This window comes from Pseudomonas sp. B23(2017) (assembly GCF_002113725.1).
Classification (GTDB): Bacteria; Pseudomonadota; Gammaproteobacteria; order Pseudomonadales; family Pseudomonadaceae; genus Aquipseudomonas; species Aquipseudomonas putida_Z.
The window spans coordinates 600,233-616,303 of record NZ_NEJM01000001.1 but is presented as its reverse complement, the minus strand read 5'-3'; the positions used below and the strand labels follow the sequence as shown (position 1 = coordinate 616,303).

Below are 16,071 nucleotides of genomic sequence, written 5' to 3'. Positions count from 1 at the left end.
GCCCGGCAATTCATTCGAGTTGCCGAGCATTTTCATGCGTGCCTTTTTCCTCGCCCCACTGCTGTTGGCCAGCACCCTGGCCCATGCCGAACTGCCTGAAACCGACTGGCTGGAGCTGATGCCCAAGTCGGACCAGCAGGCACTCGAGCAAATGCCCGATATCGACCACAACTCGCCGGAAGCCATGGGCACCTTTACCGACAAGGGCGGCCTGAAGCAGAGCAAGGGCTTGCCGGCGGTGATGTACTCCACCAAGACCGTGGCGGCCATGAACGGCAAGGATATTCGCCTGGGCGGCTACCCGGTGCCGCTGGAGAGCGACGCCAAGGGCAACAACACGTTGTTCTTCCTGGTGCCGTACCCGGGCGCGTGCATTCATGTGCCGCCACCACCACCGAACCAGCTGGTGCTGGTGCGCTACCCGAAAGGCCTGAAGATCGATGATATCTACACACCGCTGTGGGTCAGCGGCAAGCTGAAGGTGGAGAAGGTCAGCAATGACCTGGCCGATGCGGCCTATGCGCTGGATGCCGGGAAGGTCAGGGTGGTGGAGGATGCAGACCTCTGATTGCCTGCACTGGCCCTTTCGCGGGTAAACCCGCTCCCACAGGGTCTCCACAAACCTTGAATATTGTGGAGACCTTGTTGGAGCGGGTTTACCCGCGAAGGGGCCCGAACAGGCACTGCAAGACTCAGATCATTTCACAGCCAATCCTGACCCCCAGCGAGCTGCTGCCCCCAGGCTTCAATTCCACCAGGTCATCCCACACATTCGCCGTCTCGATGCACAGCATCCGCTGCCACCCATCATCAGCCATGTCCGGCAGATCCCTGGCCCGTTCAGTCCAAGGGTTCCAGATCACCGCCGAGCGCGACCCACTGCTGGTCAAGGTAATGCGCCGCTCCCAATGCGGGTCGACGATGCTAAGGGTTTGCGGGGTCGCCAGGTAGATCCGGTCGGTCTCCCCGGCAAACGCCAGCGGCCCCTGCTGCTGGCGCTGCTCCCAGTCAGCCAGGGTCTCGATATAGCTCAGCCCCTCCACCCCTTCGACCCGCGCCTGGCGCACGTCACTGACCGCGAAGTAGCTGTGCAGGGCCTGGCTGATGGTGACGGGGGTATTGCCCATGTTGCGGCTGGTCAGGTTCAGCTGCAGGTCCTTGCCCAGCTCCACTACCAGCTTCAGCTCGACGTCATGAGGCCAGCCAGGCAGGTCACCCTGCGCTTCCGGCAGTTCGAATTCGATACGCAGGCCTTCGCCCGCTTCCTCGATAGCCAGCAATTGCCACTCGCGCGCGCGCGCCAGGCCGTGCGCGGGTGCCTGTTCGCCGTGGTACATGGCCTGCACGGCCTGGGGGTTGCGCTGCAGGTTGCCGAACCACGGCCAGCACACCGGCACACCGGCGCGTACCGACTTGCCCTGACGGAAGATGGCCTGGTCGCTCAGCCACAGCAGCGGTGGCTCGCCAACGCGCTGGTAGCTGAGGATCTGCGCGCCCTGCTGGGCGATCAGTAGTTCGGCTTGGTCGCTGCTGATACGCCAGCAGTTGAGTTCGCCATGTTGCTCGGTTACGACCTGGAAGGTAGCCATTGCATTCATCTCATTGATTGCCAGTGGGCCTTGGACCCGGGCACATGCAATGAGTTTACCGCCGGCGTGGCTCAGCGACGAGGTACGGAGCGGGTGCGGCCACTGCCGTCGATGGCGACGAAGACGAAGACTGCTTCGGTGACCTTGCGCCATTCGCTGGACAGCGGGTCGTCGCTCCACACTTCGACCATCATCTGGATCGAGCTGCGACCGATTTCCAGGGTCTGGGTATAGAACGACAGCTGCGCGCCGACGGCGACCGGGACCAGAAAGGCCATGCGGTCGATGGCCACGGTGGCCACGCGGCCGCCGGCGACACGGCTGGCCATGGCGGTACCGGCCAAGTCCATCTGGGCGACCAGCCAGCCGCCGAAGATGTCGCCAAACCCGTTGGTTTCGCGCGGCAGTGCGGTGATCTGCAAGGCCAGGTCACCTTGCGGGATAGGATCTTCTTGTTCGAGCTCAATCATGCGATGGGGCCTCTGACCCGTGACGCTTTTCGTTGGTGTGGCGCAAAGGCCGGGTAAACGATTCAGCTTGAAACATACTACGCCGATTTCGTTTCACTGAGCGGCCGTAGGGAAACTCTGCGAAACCGCCTGACATAAAGACCGGCGTTTTCGCACAACATCCCACGCTAGCAGCAACCTTTTCCTACGAACTGCCAGTATATAGAGCATAACGGCCAGCGACGACCGTGCATTCATGAATATGTGTAGGGATTTTGTATCGCTTCCGGCGCAGCTCAGCAATTTGCTATCTTCGCCTGTCTCCCACTCCAGAAGCCGCGTGCCAAGCGGCCTGCATGCCTACAAAGAGAACAATCAGCGATGACTTCCGTGCCGAGCAGTATCGAGCAGCCCTCGCGGCCGCTGACCCGCAGTGACTACAAGACTCTCTCACTGTCCGCCCTGGGCGGCGCGCTGGAGTTCTACGACTTCATCATCTTCGTGTTCTTCGCCACGGTGGTCGGCAAGCTGTTCTTCCCCGCCGACATGCCCGAATGGCTGCGCCTGATGCAAACCTTCGGCATTTTTGCCGCCGGCTACCTGGCGCGGCCGCTGGGCGGCATCATCATGGCTCACTTCGGCGACCTGCTCGGGCGCAAGAAGATGTTCACCCTGAGCATCTTCATGATGGCCCTGCCAACGCTGATCATGGGCCTGCTGCCCACCTATGCACAGATCGGCATGTGGGCGCCGATCCTGTTGCTGCTGATGCGCGTGATCCAGGGCGCGGCCATCGGCGGCGAGGTACCCGGCGCCTGGGTATTCGTGTCCGAGCACGTGCCAGAGCGCAACACCGGCTACGCCTGCGGCACCCTCACCGCAGGCCTGACTGCGGGTATCCTGCTTGGCTCGCTGGTGGCGACCCTGATCAACAGCGTCTACAGCGCGCAGGAAGTGGCCGATTACGCCTGGCGTATCCCGTTCCTGCTCGGCGGTGTATTCGGCCTGTTCTCGGTGTACCTGCGCCGTTGGCTGCACGAAACCCCGGTGTTCGCCGAGATGCAGCAGCGCAAGGCGCTGGCCGAGGAACTGCCGTTGCGCGCGGTGCTGCGTGACCATCGCGGTGCGATCATCCTGTCGATGCTGCTGACCTGGATGCTGTCGGCCGCCATCGTGGTGCTCATCCTGATGACTCCGGCGCTGCTGCAGAGCATCTACCACATCAGCCCCACCGACTCGCTCAAGGCCAACAGCCTGGCCATCGTGCTGCTCAGCTTCGGCTGCATCGGCGCTGGCAGCCTGGCCGATCGTTTTGGCGCGGGCCGGGTGTTCGTGATCGGCAGCCTGTTGCTGCTGGCGACCTCCTGGACCTTCTACCACAGCCTGCCTACGCGCCCCGAGCTGCTGTTCCCGCTGTATGCAGTGACCGGCCTGTGCGTGGGCGTGATTGGCGCGGTGCCTTATGTGATGGTCAAGGCGTTCCCGGCGGTGGTGCGCTTCAGCGGGCTGTCGTTCTCGTACAACGTGGCCTACGCAATCTTTGGTGGGCTGACGCCGATGGTGGTGACTGCGCTGCTGAAAGTGAGCCCGATGGCGCCGGCCTACTATGTGGCGGGGCTGTGTGCCGTTGGTCTGGTTGTGGGCGTGTACCTCTTGGCCAACAAGCGTTAAGGCTGCTGGCCTCTTCGCGGCTAAAGCCGCTCCCACAGGAATCGCACCGGCTTCAAGGCAAGGCAGCACCTGTGGGAGCGGCTTTAGCCGCGAAGAGGCCAGACCTGCTTTTGATGATGGCCTTTCATCCAATTGTCATATTCAAGTCATATCGTATTCATGCGGCCTGCAGATACTTGGGCCCGTTCCATCCAACACCCCAATATTCCTGCTAGGAGCAAGGCATGAAACTGAAGCGTTTGATGGCGGCCCTCACCTTTGCCGCCGCTGGCGTTGCAACCGCCAACGCGGTAGCCGCTGTCGATCCTGCGATCCCGACCTACACCAAGACCACCGGTGTTTCGGGCAACCTCTCCAGCGTCGGTTCGGACACCCTCGCCAACCTGATGACTCTGTGGGCCGAGGCCTACAAGAAGGAATATCCGAACGTAAACATCCAGATCCAGGCTGCCGGCTCCTCCACCGCGCCACCCGCGCTGACCGAAGGCACCGCCAACCTCGGCCCGATGAGCCGCAAGATGAAGGACGTCGAGCTGCAGGCCTTCGAGCAGAAGTACGGCTACAAACCGACCGCCATCCCGGTCGCCGTAGACGCCCTGGCCGTGTTCGTGCACAAGGACAACCCGATCAAAGGCCTGACCATGGCCCAGGTCGACGCCATCTTCTCTTCCACCCGCCTGTGCGGTGGCAAAGCCGACGTCAAGACTTGGGGTGACCTGGGCGTGACCGGCGACCTGGCCAACAAGCCAGTACAGCTGTTCGGCCGTAACTCGGTATCGGGCACCTACGGCTACTTCAAGGAAGAAGCCCTGTGCAAAGGCGACTTCAAGCCTAACGTCAACGAACAGCCTGGCTCGGCCTCGGTCGTGCAGTCGATCAGCTCCTCGCTGAACGGTATCGGCTACTCGGGCATCGGCTACAAGACTGCCAGCGTCAAGACCGTGGCCCTGGCCAAGAAGGAAGGCGGCGAGTTCGTTGAAGACAACGAAGCCAACGCCCTGAACGGCACCTACCCGCTGTCGCGCTTCCTGTACGTCTACGTCAACAAGGCCCCAAACAAGCCTCTGGCCCCGCTGGAAGCCGAGTTCGTCAAGCTGGTGCTGTCGCAAGCTGGCCAGCAGGTCGTGGTGAAGGATGGCTACATCCCGCTGCCGGCCAAAGTCGTCGACAAGACCTTGGCTGACCTGGGCCTGTCCCACGCAGGTAACGTCGCAAAAAAGTAAGTAACTGAAGGGGAGGCCGGCGCTGATGCCCGGCCTCTTCCACGAAATTCCAGTCCGAAGCCAGGTTTCCTGTGCGGCGGGCTTTCGTGCGTCACCACTTTGTAATGTTTTTGTCACACGGGACCGCTAGGGTGTGCGCATGAATGATCTGGCCAACTCCAACATGACCCAAAACTCCCAGCCCGTGCGGATTGATTTCAATACGCCGGAGTTGCAACGCAAGCGCCGCATGCGCGCGCTCAAGGACCGCCTGACCCGCTGGTATGTACTGGTGGGCGGGCTTGCCGTATTGGCGGCGATCACCCTGATCTTCTTCTATCTGGCCTATGTGGTGCTGCCGCTGTTCCAGGGCGCCGAGCTGACCAGCAAGAAAGCCCTGGAGCCGACCTGGCTGCAACAGGATGCCGGCAAGCCGCTGATGATCGCGCTTGAAGAGCAGAACCTGGTGGGCATGCGCGTTTCGGACAAGGGCCAGGCACTGTTCTTCGATACCAAGACCGGTAACGAGCTCAAGCGTTTCGACCTGCCAGTGCCGGCAGGCACCCAGGTCACTTCGATCAGTGCCGACCAGCCGGGCAGTCCGCTGGTGGTGCTGGGCTTGTCCAATGGCCAGGCGCTGGTGTTCCACCACACCTACAAGATCACCTACCCGGACAACAAGAAAACCATCGCCCCCGGCATCGACTACCCGTACGGCGAGCAACCGTTCGTGCTCGACGAGCAGGGCCGTGCGCTGGAGCATGTCAGCGTCAACGTCAATGGCGACACCCTGCTGATGGCCGGTTCCACCGGCGCGCACCTGCAGGTGGTCGAGCTGACCCGCACCGAAAACATGATGACCGAAGAGGTCACCACCGAGCAGAACCGCATCGAATTGCCGCAGATGACCGAAACGGTGAAGAACATCTTCATCGACCCGCGTCAGCAGTGGCTGTACGTGATCAACGGCCGCGCCACCGCAGACGTGTTCAACCTGCGCGACAAGAGCCTCAACGGCCGCTACAAATTGTCTGAAAGCGCCGACACCGAAATTACCGCCACCGCCCAGCTGGTCGGCGGCATCTCGCTGATCATCGGCGACTCCAAGGGTGGCCTGGCCCAGTGGTTCATGGCCCGTGACCCGGATGGCGAATCGCGCTTCAAGCTGATCCGCACCTTCCAGATGGGCAAGGCCGCGGTCGTGCAGATCGACGCCGAAGAGCGCCGCAAGGGCTTCGTCGCCCTCGACGCCGCAGGCGAGCTGGGCGTGTTCCACAGCACCGCGCACCGTACCCTGCTGGTCGAGCCGGCCGCCGAAGGCCCTGGCATCCTGGCCCTTTCGCCACGTGCCAACCGCATCATCATCGAAGAAGGCGGCAAGCTGCTGCCACTGAGCCTGCGCAACCCGCACCCGGAAATTTCCTTCAGCGCGCTGTGGGGCAAGGTGTGGTACGAGAACTACGACGAGCCGAAATACGTCTGGCAATCGACCGCATCGAACACCGACTTCGAGCCCAAGCTGAGCCTGTCGCCGCTGACCTTCGGTACCCTGAAGGCCGCGTTCTACGCCATGATCCTGGCGGCCCCGCTGGCGATTGCCGCGGCCATCTACACCGCCTACTTCATGGCCCCTGGCATGCGCCGCAAGGTCAAGCCGGTGATCGAACTGATGGAAGCGATGCCGACCGTGATCCTCGGCTTCTTCGCCGGCCTGTTTCTCGCCCCGTACCTGGAAGGCCACCTGCCGGGCGTGTTCAGCCTGTTCCTGCTGATGCCGCTCGGTATCCTGCTGGCCGGCTTCGCCTGGACCCGCCTGCCCGAGTCGATCCGCCTGCGTATCCCGGATGGCTGGGAAGCGGCGATCCTGATCCCGGTCATCCTGTTCACCGGCTGGTTCGCCCTGACCATGAGCCCGCACCTCGAGAACTGGTTCTTTGGCGGCGACATGCGCCTGTGGATCACCAACGACCTGGGGATAACCTACGACCAGCGCAACGCCCTGGTCGTGGGTATCGCCATGGGCTTCGCGGTCATCCCGAACATCTACTCCATCGCCGAAGACGCCGTGTTCAGCGTGCCGCGCAGCCTGACCCTGGGCTCCCTGGCCCTGGGAGCGACGCCATGGCAGACCCTGACTCGCGTGGTCATCCTCACCGCCAGCCCGGGTATCTTCTCGGCGCTGATGATCGGCATGGGCCGTGCGGTGGGCGAGACCATGATCGTGCTGATGGCCACCGGCAACACCCCGGTGATGGAGCTGAACCTGTTCGAGGGCATGCGCACCCTGGCCGCCAACGTGGCCGTGGAAATGCCGGAATCGGAAGTCGGCGGCAGCCACTATCGCGTGCTGTTCCTGGCCGCGCTGGTGCTGCTGATGTTCACCTTCATCATGAACACCTTGGCCGAGCTGATTCGCCAGCGTCTGCGCAAGAAATACTCGTCGCTTTGATAGAAAGGTAGCGATCCGTGAAAAAGGATTCCCTCAAAGGCTGGTTCAAGAGCGGCGCCCCAGGCGTCTGGATGAGCGGCGGCGCGGTGGCCATGGCAGTGATCATGACCGTTGGCCTGCTGGCGGTGATTGCCGTGCGCGGCCTGGGCCACTTCTGGCCGGCCGATCTTGTCCAGGCCACCTACAAGGTGCCCGGCCAGGCCGACCACGTCGTCATTGGCGAAGTGGTGCAAAAGGAAGAAGTACCCCGTGCCCGCCTGAAGGGCGCCGGCCTGCCAGTGCCTGACCAAGGCCCGGAGTTCATGACCCGTGAGCTGATCAAGGTGGGCAACCGCGATCTCAACGGCAGCGACTTCACCTGGGTGGTCGGCGACTGGCTGGTCGACGAAAAGCGCCCGACCGACCTGATCGCCCTGGAGCGTCGCGAGTGGGGCAACTTCTACGGCTACCTGGTCAGCGTCAAGAAAGAAGGCCGCGTGGTCGCCGAAGGTGCTGCCGCCTGGGCCGAGCTGCAGGCCCGCCTCAAGCGCGCCAACCAGCTCAACAGCGAACTGCAAAGCCTAGAGAAGAAAGACATCGGCGCCATCAACCATGGCCTCGAGCGCCTGCGTCTGCAGGCGCGCAAGCTGGAGCTGGACGGCAAGCTGGACGCCGCCGCCCAGGCCGACATGGACGCCGAGCGCGCCGAGCTGAACAGCCGCTACAAGGCCATCGAAGACCGCCTGACCGGCTTGCACCAGGCCTTCGCCCGCGACAGCCTGGTGGCCCGCGATGGCAACGGCCGTGAAGTGGAAATCAACCTCAGCAAGGTGGTGCACGCCATCCAGCCGAACGCCATGTCGGGGTTCACCAAGCTGGGCGCCTACTTCACCAAGGTCTGGGAGTTCCTCAGCGACGACCCGCGTGAAGCCAACACCGAGGGCGGTATCTTCCCGGCCATCTTCGGTACCGTGATGATGACCCTGATCATGGCCGTGATCGTCACCCCGTTCGGTGTGCTGGCTGCCGTGTACCTGCGCGAATACGCCAGACAGGGCCCGGTGACCCGCCTGATCCGCATTGCGGTGAACAACCTGGCCGGTGTACCGGCGATCGTCTACGGCGTGTTCGGCCTGGGCTTCTTCGTCTATGTGCTGGGTGGCTCGATCGACCGCCTGTTCTTCCCCGAAGCACTGCCGGCGCCAACCCTGGGTACCCCGGGCCTGCTGTGGGCATCGCTGACCCTGGCGCTGCTGGCCGTGCCGGTGGTGATCGTGGCCACCGAGGAAGGCCTGGCGCGTATTCCGCGTACCGTGCGCGAAGGCTCGCTGGCCCTGGGCGCGACCAAGGCCGAAACCCTGTGGAAGATCGTCCTGCCAATGGCCAGCCCGGCGATGATGACCGGCATGATCCTCGCCGTGGCCCGCGCCGCCGGTGAAGTGGCACCGCTGATGCTGGTAGGTGTGGTGAAGCTGGCCCCGTCGCTGCCGGTGGACGGGAACTACCCGTACCTGCACCTGGACCAGAAGATCATGCACCTGGGCTTCCACATCTATGACGTCGGCTTCCAGAGCCCCAACGTCGAGGCCGCGCGGCCGCTGGTATATGCCACGGCGTTGCTGCTGGTGCTGGTGATTGCGGCCCTCAACCTCTCGGCCGTGTGGATCCGTAACCACCTGCGCGAGAAGTACAAGGCCCTCGACAGCTGATCCTGATTGCAAGCGTGCCGCCCGTGAGCCGGGCGGCCCTTTGAAACGAATTGTTAGCGTATGGAGTTGACCATGCAGCAAGAATCCCATACCCACGGCATCGACATGTCTGCCCTGGGCCGCGACAAACAGAGCCTGCGCCTGGCCGAAGAAACCGTAGCCATCGAAGTGCCGGGCCTGAGCCTGTTCTACGGCGACAAACAAGCGCTGTTCGACGTGCAGATGAACATCCCCAAGCAGCGCGTGACCGCCTTCATCGGCCCGTCCGGCTGCGGCAAGTCGACCCTGCTGCGCACGTTCAACCGCATGAACGACCTGGTTGACGGCTGCCGCGTGGAAGGCGCCATCAACCTGTACGGCAACAACATCTACCGCAAGGGCGAAGACGTGGCCGAGCTGCGCCGCCGTGTGGGCATGGTGTTCCAGAAGCCCAACCCGTTCCCCAAGACCATCTACGAAAACGTGGTCTACGGCCTGCGCATCCAGGGCATCAACAAGAAGCGCGTGCTCGACGAAGCGGTCGAGTGGGCGCTGAAGGGCGCGGCCCTGTGGGACGAGGTCAAGGACCGCCTGCACGATTCGGCACTGGGCCTGTCCGGTGGCCAGCAGCAGCGTCTGGTCATCGCCCGTACCATCGCCGTGGAGCCGGAAGTGCTGCTGCTCGACGAACCGTGCTCGGCACTGGACCCGATCTCGACCCTGAAAGTCGAGGAACTGATCTACGAATTGAAATCCAAGTACACCATCGTCATCGTGACCCACAACATGCAGCAGGCGGCCCGTGTTTCGGACTACACCGCGTTCATGTACATGGGCAAACTGGTCGAATTCGGGGATACCGACACCCTGTTCACCAACCCGGCGAAGAAGCAGACCGAAGACTACATCACCGGTCGCTACGGCTGATCGCCGCTCCGGATAGGTACCTGGCCCCTGTGGGAGCGGGTTTACCCGCGAAGCAGGCGCCGCGGTGTCTGGCACCGGCTTCGCCGGTGTTCGCGGGTAAACCCGCTCCCACAGACCAGGGAACGAGACGAACAAATTGAAGCTTGCAGCTTCTTCGCGGAGCGAACGATGATCAACAAAGAAAGCCTTACGCATCACATTTCCCAGCAGTTCAACGCCGAGCTCGAAGAGGTGCGTAGCCACCTGCTGGCCATGGGCGGCCTGGTCGAAAAGCAGGTCAACGACGCAGTCACTGCGCTGATCGAAGCCGACTCGGGCCTGGCCCAGCAAGTGCGCGAAGTCGACGAGCAGATCAACCAGATGGAGCGCAACATCGACGAGGAGTGCCTGCGCATCCTCGCCCGTCGTCAGCCGGCGGCCTCCGACCTGCGCCTGATCATCAGCATCTCCAAGTCGGTGATCGACCTGGAGCGCATTGGTGACGAGTCGACCAAGATCGCCCGCCGCGCCATCCAGCTGTGCGAGGAAGGCGAGTCGCCGCGCGGCTATGTCGAGGTGCGTCACATCGGCGATCAGGTGCGCAACATGGTCCGCGACGCGCTGGACGCCTTTGCCCGCTTCGACGCCGACCTGGCGCTGTCGGTGGCCCAGTACGACAAGACCATCGACCGTGAATACAAGACCGCCCTGCGTGAGCTGGTGACCTACATGATGGAAGACCCGCGCTCGATCTCGCGGGTACTGAGCGTTATCTGGGTCCTGCGTTCGCTGGAGCGTATCGGCGACCATGCGCGCAACATCTCCGAGCTGGTGATCTACCTGGTGCGCGGCACCGACGTGCGTCACATGGGCCTCAAGCGCATGACGGCAGAAGTGCAGGGCACTGCTGTTTCCGACGGCGAAAACGCTAATGTTCCGGCCGAACCTGACGATAAGTAAGGTTGCTCCCGAGCATCGACGCCCGGCCTTGGCCGGGCGTTTTCGTTTGCGGTCGAGGAGCCGGCAGGCACCCGCGAACGATGTGAAGAAGTCCCGGCGTGACCAGGTTGTAGCAAGTGGCCATTATTCGGCGGTAGGCTAGTCGGGATTCAGAAGGAGTATCGATGAGTAAAGTGAATGTGCTGGTCGTGGATGACGCCCCGTTTATCCGTGACCTGGTCCGCAAATGCCTGCGTAATGCCTTCCCGGGCATGACCATCGACGACGCCGTCAACGGTCGCAAGGCCATGGCCATGCTGGGCAAGGAAGCGTTCGACCTGGTTCTGTGCGACTGGGAGATGCCGGAAATGTCCGGTCTGGAACTGCTCACCTGGTGCCGCCAGCAGCCTGAGTTGAAGAACCTGCAGTTCATCATGGTGACCAGCCGTGGCGACAAGGAAAACGTCATCCAGGCGATTCAGGCGGGCGTTTCCGATTTTGTCGGCAAGCCGTTCACCAACGAGCAATTGCTGACCAAGGTGAAAAAGGCCCTGACCAAGATCGGCAAGCTCGACAGCCTGATGGCCAGCGGCCCGGCACGGGTCAACTCGGCGTTCGCCAATGACTCGCTGAATGCGCTGACAGCCGGCAAGCCTGAAGCGGTGAAGGTCACGGCGCCAGCGCCAGCGCCGGCACCTGCACTCGCCAGGCCAGTGGCCAATGCCCCCCGGCCCGCCGCTCCCGCGCCGACCGGCCGTGGCCAGGGCCAGTTGCGCCTGGCCGGCGGCATGCAGCCATGCGTGATCAAGGCGCTGAGCCTGAAAGAGGCCCTGCTGGTGGTGCGCCGTGGCGAAGCGCTGCCCCAAGTGCTGGAAGGCGCGGTGCTGGACCTGGAGCAGGGCGAGAACGCCGAAGTCGCGCGCCTGAACGGCTACCTGCATGCCGTCGCGGCACTGGAACCCAAGCCCGACAGTGACTGGTTGCAACTGACCTTCAAGTTCGTCGACCAGGATGCCCAGAAGCTCGACTACCTGTCGCGGCTGATTGCCCGCGGGACGGCGCAGAAGCATTTCACCCCGGGCGCCTGAGTAATCACTACTGGCCCATCGCCGGCAAGCCAGCTCCCACAGGTACAGCGTCAACTTCTGGCCTTGTGCATTTCCTGTGGGAGCTGGCTTGCCGGCGATGGGGCCAGTCCTGTTGACGCCATCCGACCAACTGTCATACCCGCCGCAAAACCCCCTGCTAGGCTTCGACAAATCATAACTGTCAAAAAGCCACTATCATGCCCGCCCGCCTGCTGCTGTTCTGTGCATTGCTCATGGCCTCGGCGTCGAGCCTGGGCATGACTATCTACGAGATCACCGATGATGGCCGTGTGACCTCCTATTCCGACCGGCCCGGCCCCGGTGCCAAAACCTTTGTGCGGCGCGTACCCATGGTCGAAGTGCCCGAAGGCCAGGTGCTGCTGAACGCGATAACCTTCAACGGTGGCGTGAGCTTTTCGGCCCGCAACCAGCTGCATGTGCCGGTGGAGGTAGAGCTGCGCCTGGACAACCTGGTGAACGCACAAGGTGGCAATGCCCCGCGTACCGTGCGCCGGGTACTGCCGCCGCGCACCACGCAAATGCTCAGCGTGCTCAGGGGGCGTCCCGGGATGTTGCTGAACTACCGCTCGACCCTGCTGCAGGCCATGGGCGACCCGGGCAAGCGGCCCCAGGGCTTCCGCTATGCATTCCCCTGGATTGGCGGGCCGTTCCGCGTGACCCAGGGCCCCAATGGCCGGGTCAGCCATTTTGGGCCCAAGGGGCGTTATGCCATGGATATCGCCATGCCCGAAGGCACCACCATCATCGCGGCGCGGGAAGGGGTGGTGGTGAAGACGGAGAACAGCCAGAGCGGGCGCGGCCCCAACCCGTCGGGCAATTTCGTCAGGATCCTGCACCCGGACGGCACCATGGGCGTGTACCTGCACCTGATGCGCGGTTCGGTGGTGGTGGCAGAAGGGCAACGGGTGCGGCAGGGGCAGATGCTGGCCAAGTCGGGCAATACCGGCAACAGCACCGGGCCGCACCTGCATTTCGTGGTGCAGCGCAATGTGGGGTTGGCGCTGGAGTCGATACCTTATCGGTTCGACAGGCCGATCGGAGGGTTGCCTGACTTCACTGCGGGTAACCCTTGAGATTTTTGGGGCCGCTTTGCGGCCCTATCGCGATACAAGGCCGCTCCTACAGGGATACGCGAACCCCTGTAGGAGCGGCCTTGCGTCGCGAAGGGCTGCAAAGCAGCCCCCTGGCCCTCAATCCAGCTTGAGCACCTTGGCCAGCACGATCTTCGGTCCTTTCATCTTCTTGATGATGATACGCAGCCCTTCGACCTCGAGCACTTCCTCTTCTTCAGGCACGCGCTTGAGCGTCTCGTAGACCAGCCCGGCGAGGGTTTCTGCCTCGATATGGTCAAGGTCGACGCCCAGCAGGCGCTCGACCTTGAACAGCGGCGTGTCGCCACGCACCAGCAGCTTGCCCGGCTGGTAGGCGAGGATGCCGCGCTCGGTCTTGCGGTGCTCGTCCTGGATGTCGCCCACCAGCACTTCCAGCACGTCTTCCATGGTCAGGTAGCCAATCACCTTGCCATCGGCTTCCTCCACCAGCACGAAGTGCGCGCCGCCCTTGCGGAACTGCTCCAGCAACTGCGCCAGCGGCATGTGCCGCGACACGCGCTCCAGTGGCCGTGCCAGGTCGTCGAGGTCGATGGTTTCGGGCAGGTGCTCGAGTTCGGCCAGCTCCAGCAGCAGGTCCTTGATGTGCAGCAGGCCGGTGAATTCTTCACGCTCGGCGTCGTATACCGGGTAGCGGCTGAACTTGTGGCGGCGCACCAGGGCCAGGATCTGCTTCAACGGCGCATGGGCGTCGATGCTGACCATGTCCTCGCGCGAGTTGGCCCAGTCGACCACCTCCAGCTCGCCCATTTCCACGGCCGAGGCCAGCACGCGCATGCCTTGGTCGCTCGGGTCCTGGCCACGGCTGGAGTGCAGGATCAGCTTGAGCTCTTCACGGCTGTAGTGGTGCTCGTGGTGTGGGCCGGGCTCACCCTGGCCGGCAATGCGCAGGATGGTGTTGGCGCTGGCATTGAGCAGGTAGATGGCCGGGTACATCACCCAGTAGAACAGGTACAGCGGCACGGCGGTCCACAGCGACAGCAGCTCGGGCTTGCGGATGGCCCAGGACTTGGGCGCCAGCTCGCCGACCACGATGTGCAGGTACGAGATGACGAAGAAGGCGACGAAGAACGAGATGGCCTTGATCAGCTCGGGCGTGTCCACGCCCAGGTAGGCCAGCAGCGGCTCGAGCAGGTGGGCGAACGCCGGTTCACCGACCCAGCCCAGGCCCAGCGAGGCGAGGGTGATGCCCAGTTGGCAGGCCGACAGGTAGGCGTCGAGCTGGTTGTGTACCTTGCGCAGGATGCTGCCACGCCAGCCATGCAGCTCGGCGATGGACTCGACGCGGGTGGCGCGCAGCTTGACCATGGCGAACTCGGCGGCAACGAAGAAGCCGTTGAGCAGCACCAGGAGCAAGGCAAAGATGATCATGCCGAAATCGGCGAATAACGAGGTGAGGCTGATACCAGGGGAAGGGTCCATGATGGAGTTTTTACGGGGTCCGTCTTCGAGATAGAGAGAAAAAAAGTGCCAGCTCTTGCTGGCACAGGGGGTCCAATGTAGCGGCTGGGGCCGTAAAAGCAAAGGGCGATGGATTCTTTGGGGGCGCTTTGCGCCCCATCGCGACACAAGGCCGCTCCTACAGGAGACCGCGATCCCGTGTAGGAGCGGCCTTGTGTCGCGATGGGCTGCAAAGCAGCCCCCGAGGCCCTCAAGCCTTGCCGTTGGCCAATTGTGCCGGCGCGAAGTGACAGGTAAAGGTACTGCCATGCCCCGGCACGCTGCTGATCTCCAGCTTGCCGCGGTGGCGCATCAGCACATGCTTGACGATCGCCAGCCCCAGCCCGGTGCCGCCGGTATTCGACGCACGGCTGGAATCGACGCGGTAGAAGCGCTCGGTCAGGCGTGGCAGGTGCTTGGCATCGATGCCCACCCCCGAATCCTGCACCGACAGGTGCGCGCCCTGGGCATCGGCCCACCAGCGAATACGGATGCTGCCTTCGTCCTGGGTGTACTTGACCGCATTGAACACCAGGTTGGAAAAGGCACTGCGCAGCTCCGACTCGCTGCCCTTCAGCTGCACGCCAGGCGCGGCTTCCAGGGTGATGCGCTGGTTGCGGGGCCCGGACAGGGCCTGGGCGTCGTTCTTGATCGCTGCGAGCAAGGCATCGACCGCCACTGGCTGGTTGTCCGACGGGTAGTCGGTGGCCTCCAGCTTGGCCAGCAGCAGCAGGTCGTTGAGCAGTGTCTGCATGCGCGAGCCTTGCTGGCTCATCTGCTGCAGGGCTCGGCCCCAGCGCGGGTTCACGTCTTCGACGTTGTCCAGCAGGGTTTCCAGGTAGCCGGTGATCACCGTCAGCGGCGTGCGCAGCTCGTGGGACACGTTGGCGACGAAGTCCTTGCGCATCTGCTCCAGCTGGTGGATGCGGGTAACATCGCGCACCAGCATCAGGTGCTCGTTGTTGCCGTAGCGGGTGATGTGCAGCTGCACGCGCATGCGGTCGTTGATCGGCGAGGGAATTTCCAGCGGCTCGAGGTAGTTCTCCGCCTCGAAGTATTCCTTGAAGCGCGGGTGGCGCACCAGGTTGGTCACCTGCTGGCCGCCATCCTGTGGGGTCTTGAAACCCAGCAGGGTCTCGGCAGCGCGGTTCCACCATTCCAGGTTGCCGTCACTGTCCAGCATGATCACCGCGTCACGCAGCGCGGCGGTAGACTCCTGCACCCGGTCGATTACCGCCTGCAGGCGGCCACGCACGCGCTGGTCGCGGCGTTGCAGGTGGTAGATGCTGTCGAACACCTCGCCCCACAGGCCGTAGCCATCGGGCGGTGCTTCGTCGGGTTGGTGGTTGCGCAGCCAGTCATGCAGGCGCAGCAGTTGCTTGAGGGTCCAGCCCAGGTAGAGCGCCAGGCCGATGGCCAGGCTCCAGCCATAGTAGCCGCTGACCAGCCCGCCGATCAGGCAGACGGTAATCAGCAGCAGCAGGTGGCGAATCAGGGTCGCGTGCCAGTTCTGGTTCAATTGACGGTCCTTGTACAACGAC

At 63.3% G+C, this 16,071-nt stretch carries 13 protein-coding genes; 9 read left to right on the top strand and 4 right to left on the bottom strand.

The window, feature by feature from the left end:
* Positions 1 to 34: 34 nt before the first annotated feature.
* Positions 35 to 568, top strand: a complete 534-nt coding sequence (locus CAG46_RS02765) for a DUF3299 domain-containing protein (protein ID WP_178080669.1) — start codon at positions 35 to 37, stop codon at positions 566 to 568.
* A gap of 124 nt (positions 569 to 692) precedes the next feature.
* On the opposite strand, the gene CAG46_RS02760 is transcribed toward CAG46_RS02765, so the two are convergent.
* Both CAG46_RS02760 and CAG46_RS02755 read right to left on the bottom strand, forming a co-directional pair.
* Positions 693 to 1,589 (bottom strand): D-hexose-6-phosphate mutarotase, encoded by an 897-nt coding sequence (locus CAG46_RS02760; RefSeq protein WP_085615978.1) that lies wholly within the window; start codon positions 1,587 to 1,589, stop codon positions 693 to 695.
* A gap of 71 nt (positions 1,590 to 1,660) precedes the next feature.
* Positions 1,661 to 2,059, bottom strand: coding sequence for an acyl-CoA thioesterase (locus CAG46_RS02755; protein ID WP_003253317.1), 399 nt, complete (start codon positions 2,057 to 2,059; stop codon positions 1,661 to 1,663).
* A 360-nt stretch (positions 2,060 to 2,419) separates the two neighbouring features.
* On the opposite strand from CAG46_RS02755, the gene CAG46_RS02750 reads away from it, so the two are divergent.
* From CAG46_RS02750 to CAG46_RS02715, 8 genes are all read left to right on the top strand, one after another.
* Entirely contained in the window at positions 2,420 to 3,709 is a 1,290-nt protein-coding gene (locus tag CAG46_RS02750) for an MFS transporter (RefSeq protein ID WP_085615976.1), read from the top strand.
* 224 nt (positions 3,710 to 3,933) lie between these two features.
* The gene (locus CAG46_RS02745) at positions 3,934 to 4,932 is read left to right on the top strand and encodes a phosphate ABC transporter substrate-binding protein PstS (RefSeq protein ID WP_013974822.1); all 999 of its coding nucleotides are present in this window, start codon (positions 3,934 to 3,936) and stop codon (positions 4,930 to 4,932) included.
* A gap of 139 nt (positions 4,933 to 5,071) precedes the next feature.
* Entirely contained in the window at positions 5,072 to 7,360 is a 2,289-nt protein-coding gene (locus CAG46_RS02740) for an ABC transporter permease subunit (RefSeq protein WP_085588835.1), read from the top strand.
* A gap of 71 nt (positions 7,361 to 7,431) precedes the next feature.
* Positions 7,432 to 9,048, top strand: coding sequence for a phosphate ABC transporter permease PstA (gene pstA / locus CAG46_RS02735; RefSeq protein ID WP_178080672.1), 1,617 nt, complete (start codon positions 7,432 to 7,434; stop codon positions 9,046 to 9,048).
* Positions 9,049 to 9,120: 72 nt separating this feature from the next.
* Positions 9,121 to 9,954, top strand: a complete 834-nt coding sequence (pstB, locus tag CAG46_RS02730) for a phosphate ABC transporter ATP-binding protein PstB (protein ID WP_003258171.1) — start codon at positions 9,121 to 9,123, stop codon at positions 9,952 to 9,954.
* A gap of 168 nt (positions 9,955 to 10,122) precedes the next feature.
* Entirely contained in the window at positions 10,123 to 10,893 is a 771-nt protein-coding gene (gene phoU, locus CAG46_RS02725; protein ID WP_013974818.1) for a phosphate signaling complex protein PhoU, read from the top strand.
* Positions 10,894 to 11,057: 164 nt separating this feature from the next.
* Positions 11,058 to 11,960 (top strand): response regulator, encoded by a 903-nt coding sequence (locus CAG46_RS02720; RefSeq protein ID WP_085615972.1) that lies wholly within the window; start codon positions 11,058 to 11,060, stop codon positions 11,958 to 11,960.
* 197 nt (positions 11,961 to 12,157) lie between these two features.
* Entirely contained in the window at positions 12,158 to 13,054 is an 897-nt protein-coding gene (locus CAG46_RS02715) for a M23 family metallopeptidase (protein WP_013974816.1), read from the top strand.
* A 117-nt stretch (positions 13,055 to 13,171) separates the two neighbouring features.
* Here CAG46_RS02715 and CAG46_RS02710 read toward each other — a convergent pair whose 3' ends face one another.
* Both CAG46_RS02710 and phoR read right to left on the bottom strand, forming a co-directional pair.
* Entirely contained in the window at positions 13,172 to 14,512 is a 1,341-nt protein-coding gene (locus CAG46_RS02710) for a hemolysin family protein (protein WP_013974815.1), read from the bottom strand.
* Positions 14,513 to 14,741: 229 nt separating this feature from the next.
* Positions 14,742 to 16,049, bottom strand: coding sequence for a phosphate regulon sensor histidine kinase PhoR (gene phoR / locus CAG46_RS02705; protein WP_025341127.1), 1,308 nt, complete (start codon positions 16,047 to 16,049; stop codon positions 14,742 to 14,744).
* Positions 16,050 to 16,071: the final 22 nt, after the last annotated feature.

What these genes read in the sequence shown, in the direction of transcription:
- CAG46_RS02765 (WP_178080669.1), top strand. Translation starts at nt 35, where the DNA reads ATGCGTGCCTTTTTCCTCGCCCCACTGCTGTTGGCCAGCACCCTGGCC.
- CAG46_RS02760 (WP_085615978.1), bottom strand. Translation starts at nt 1,589, where the DNA reads ATGGCTACCTTCCAGGTCGTAACCGAGCAACATGGCGAACTCAACTGC.
- CAG46_RS02755 (WP_003253317.1), bottom strand. Translation starts at nt 2,059, where the DNA reads ATGATTGAGCTCGAACAAGAAGATCCTATCCCGCAAGGTGACCTGGCC.
- CAG46_RS02750 (WP_085615976.1), top strand. Translation starts at nt 2,420, where the DNA reads ATGACTTCCGTGCCGAGCAGTATCGAGCAGCCCTCGCGGCCGCTGACC.
- CAG46_RS02745 (WP_013974822.1), top strand. Translation starts at nt 3,934, where the DNA reads ATGAAACTGAAGCGTTTGATGGCGGCCCTCACCTTTGCCGCCGCTGGC.
- CAG46_RS02740 (WP_085588835.1), top strand. Translation starts at nt 5,072, where the DNA reads ATGAATGATCTGGCCAACTCCAACATGACCCAAAACTCCCAGCCCGTG.
- pstA (WP_178080672.1), top strand. Translation starts at nt 7,432, where the DNA reads ATGAGCGGCGGCGCGGTGGCCATGGCAGTGATCATGACCGTTGGCCTG.
- pstB (WP_003258171.1), top strand. Translation starts at nt 9,121, where the DNA reads ATGCAGCAAGAATCCCATACCCACGGCATCGACATGTCTGCCCTGGGC.
- phoU (WP_013974818.1), top strand. Translation starts at nt 10,123, where the DNA reads ATGATCAACAAAGAAAGCCTTACGCATCACATTTCCCAGCAGTTCAAC.
- CAG46_RS02720 (WP_085615972.1), top strand. Translation starts at nt 11,058, where the DNA reads ATGAGTAAAGTGAATGTGCTGGTCGTGGATGACGCCCCGTTTATCCGT.
- CAG46_RS02715 (WP_013974816.1), top strand. Translation starts at nt 12,158, where the DNA reads ATGCCCGCCCGCCTGCTGCTGTTCTGTGCATTGCTCATGGCCTCGGCG.
- CAG46_RS02710 (WP_013974815.1), bottom strand. Translation starts at nt 14,512, where the DNA reads ATGGACCCTTCCCCTGGTATCAGCCTCACCTCGTTATTCGCCGATTTC.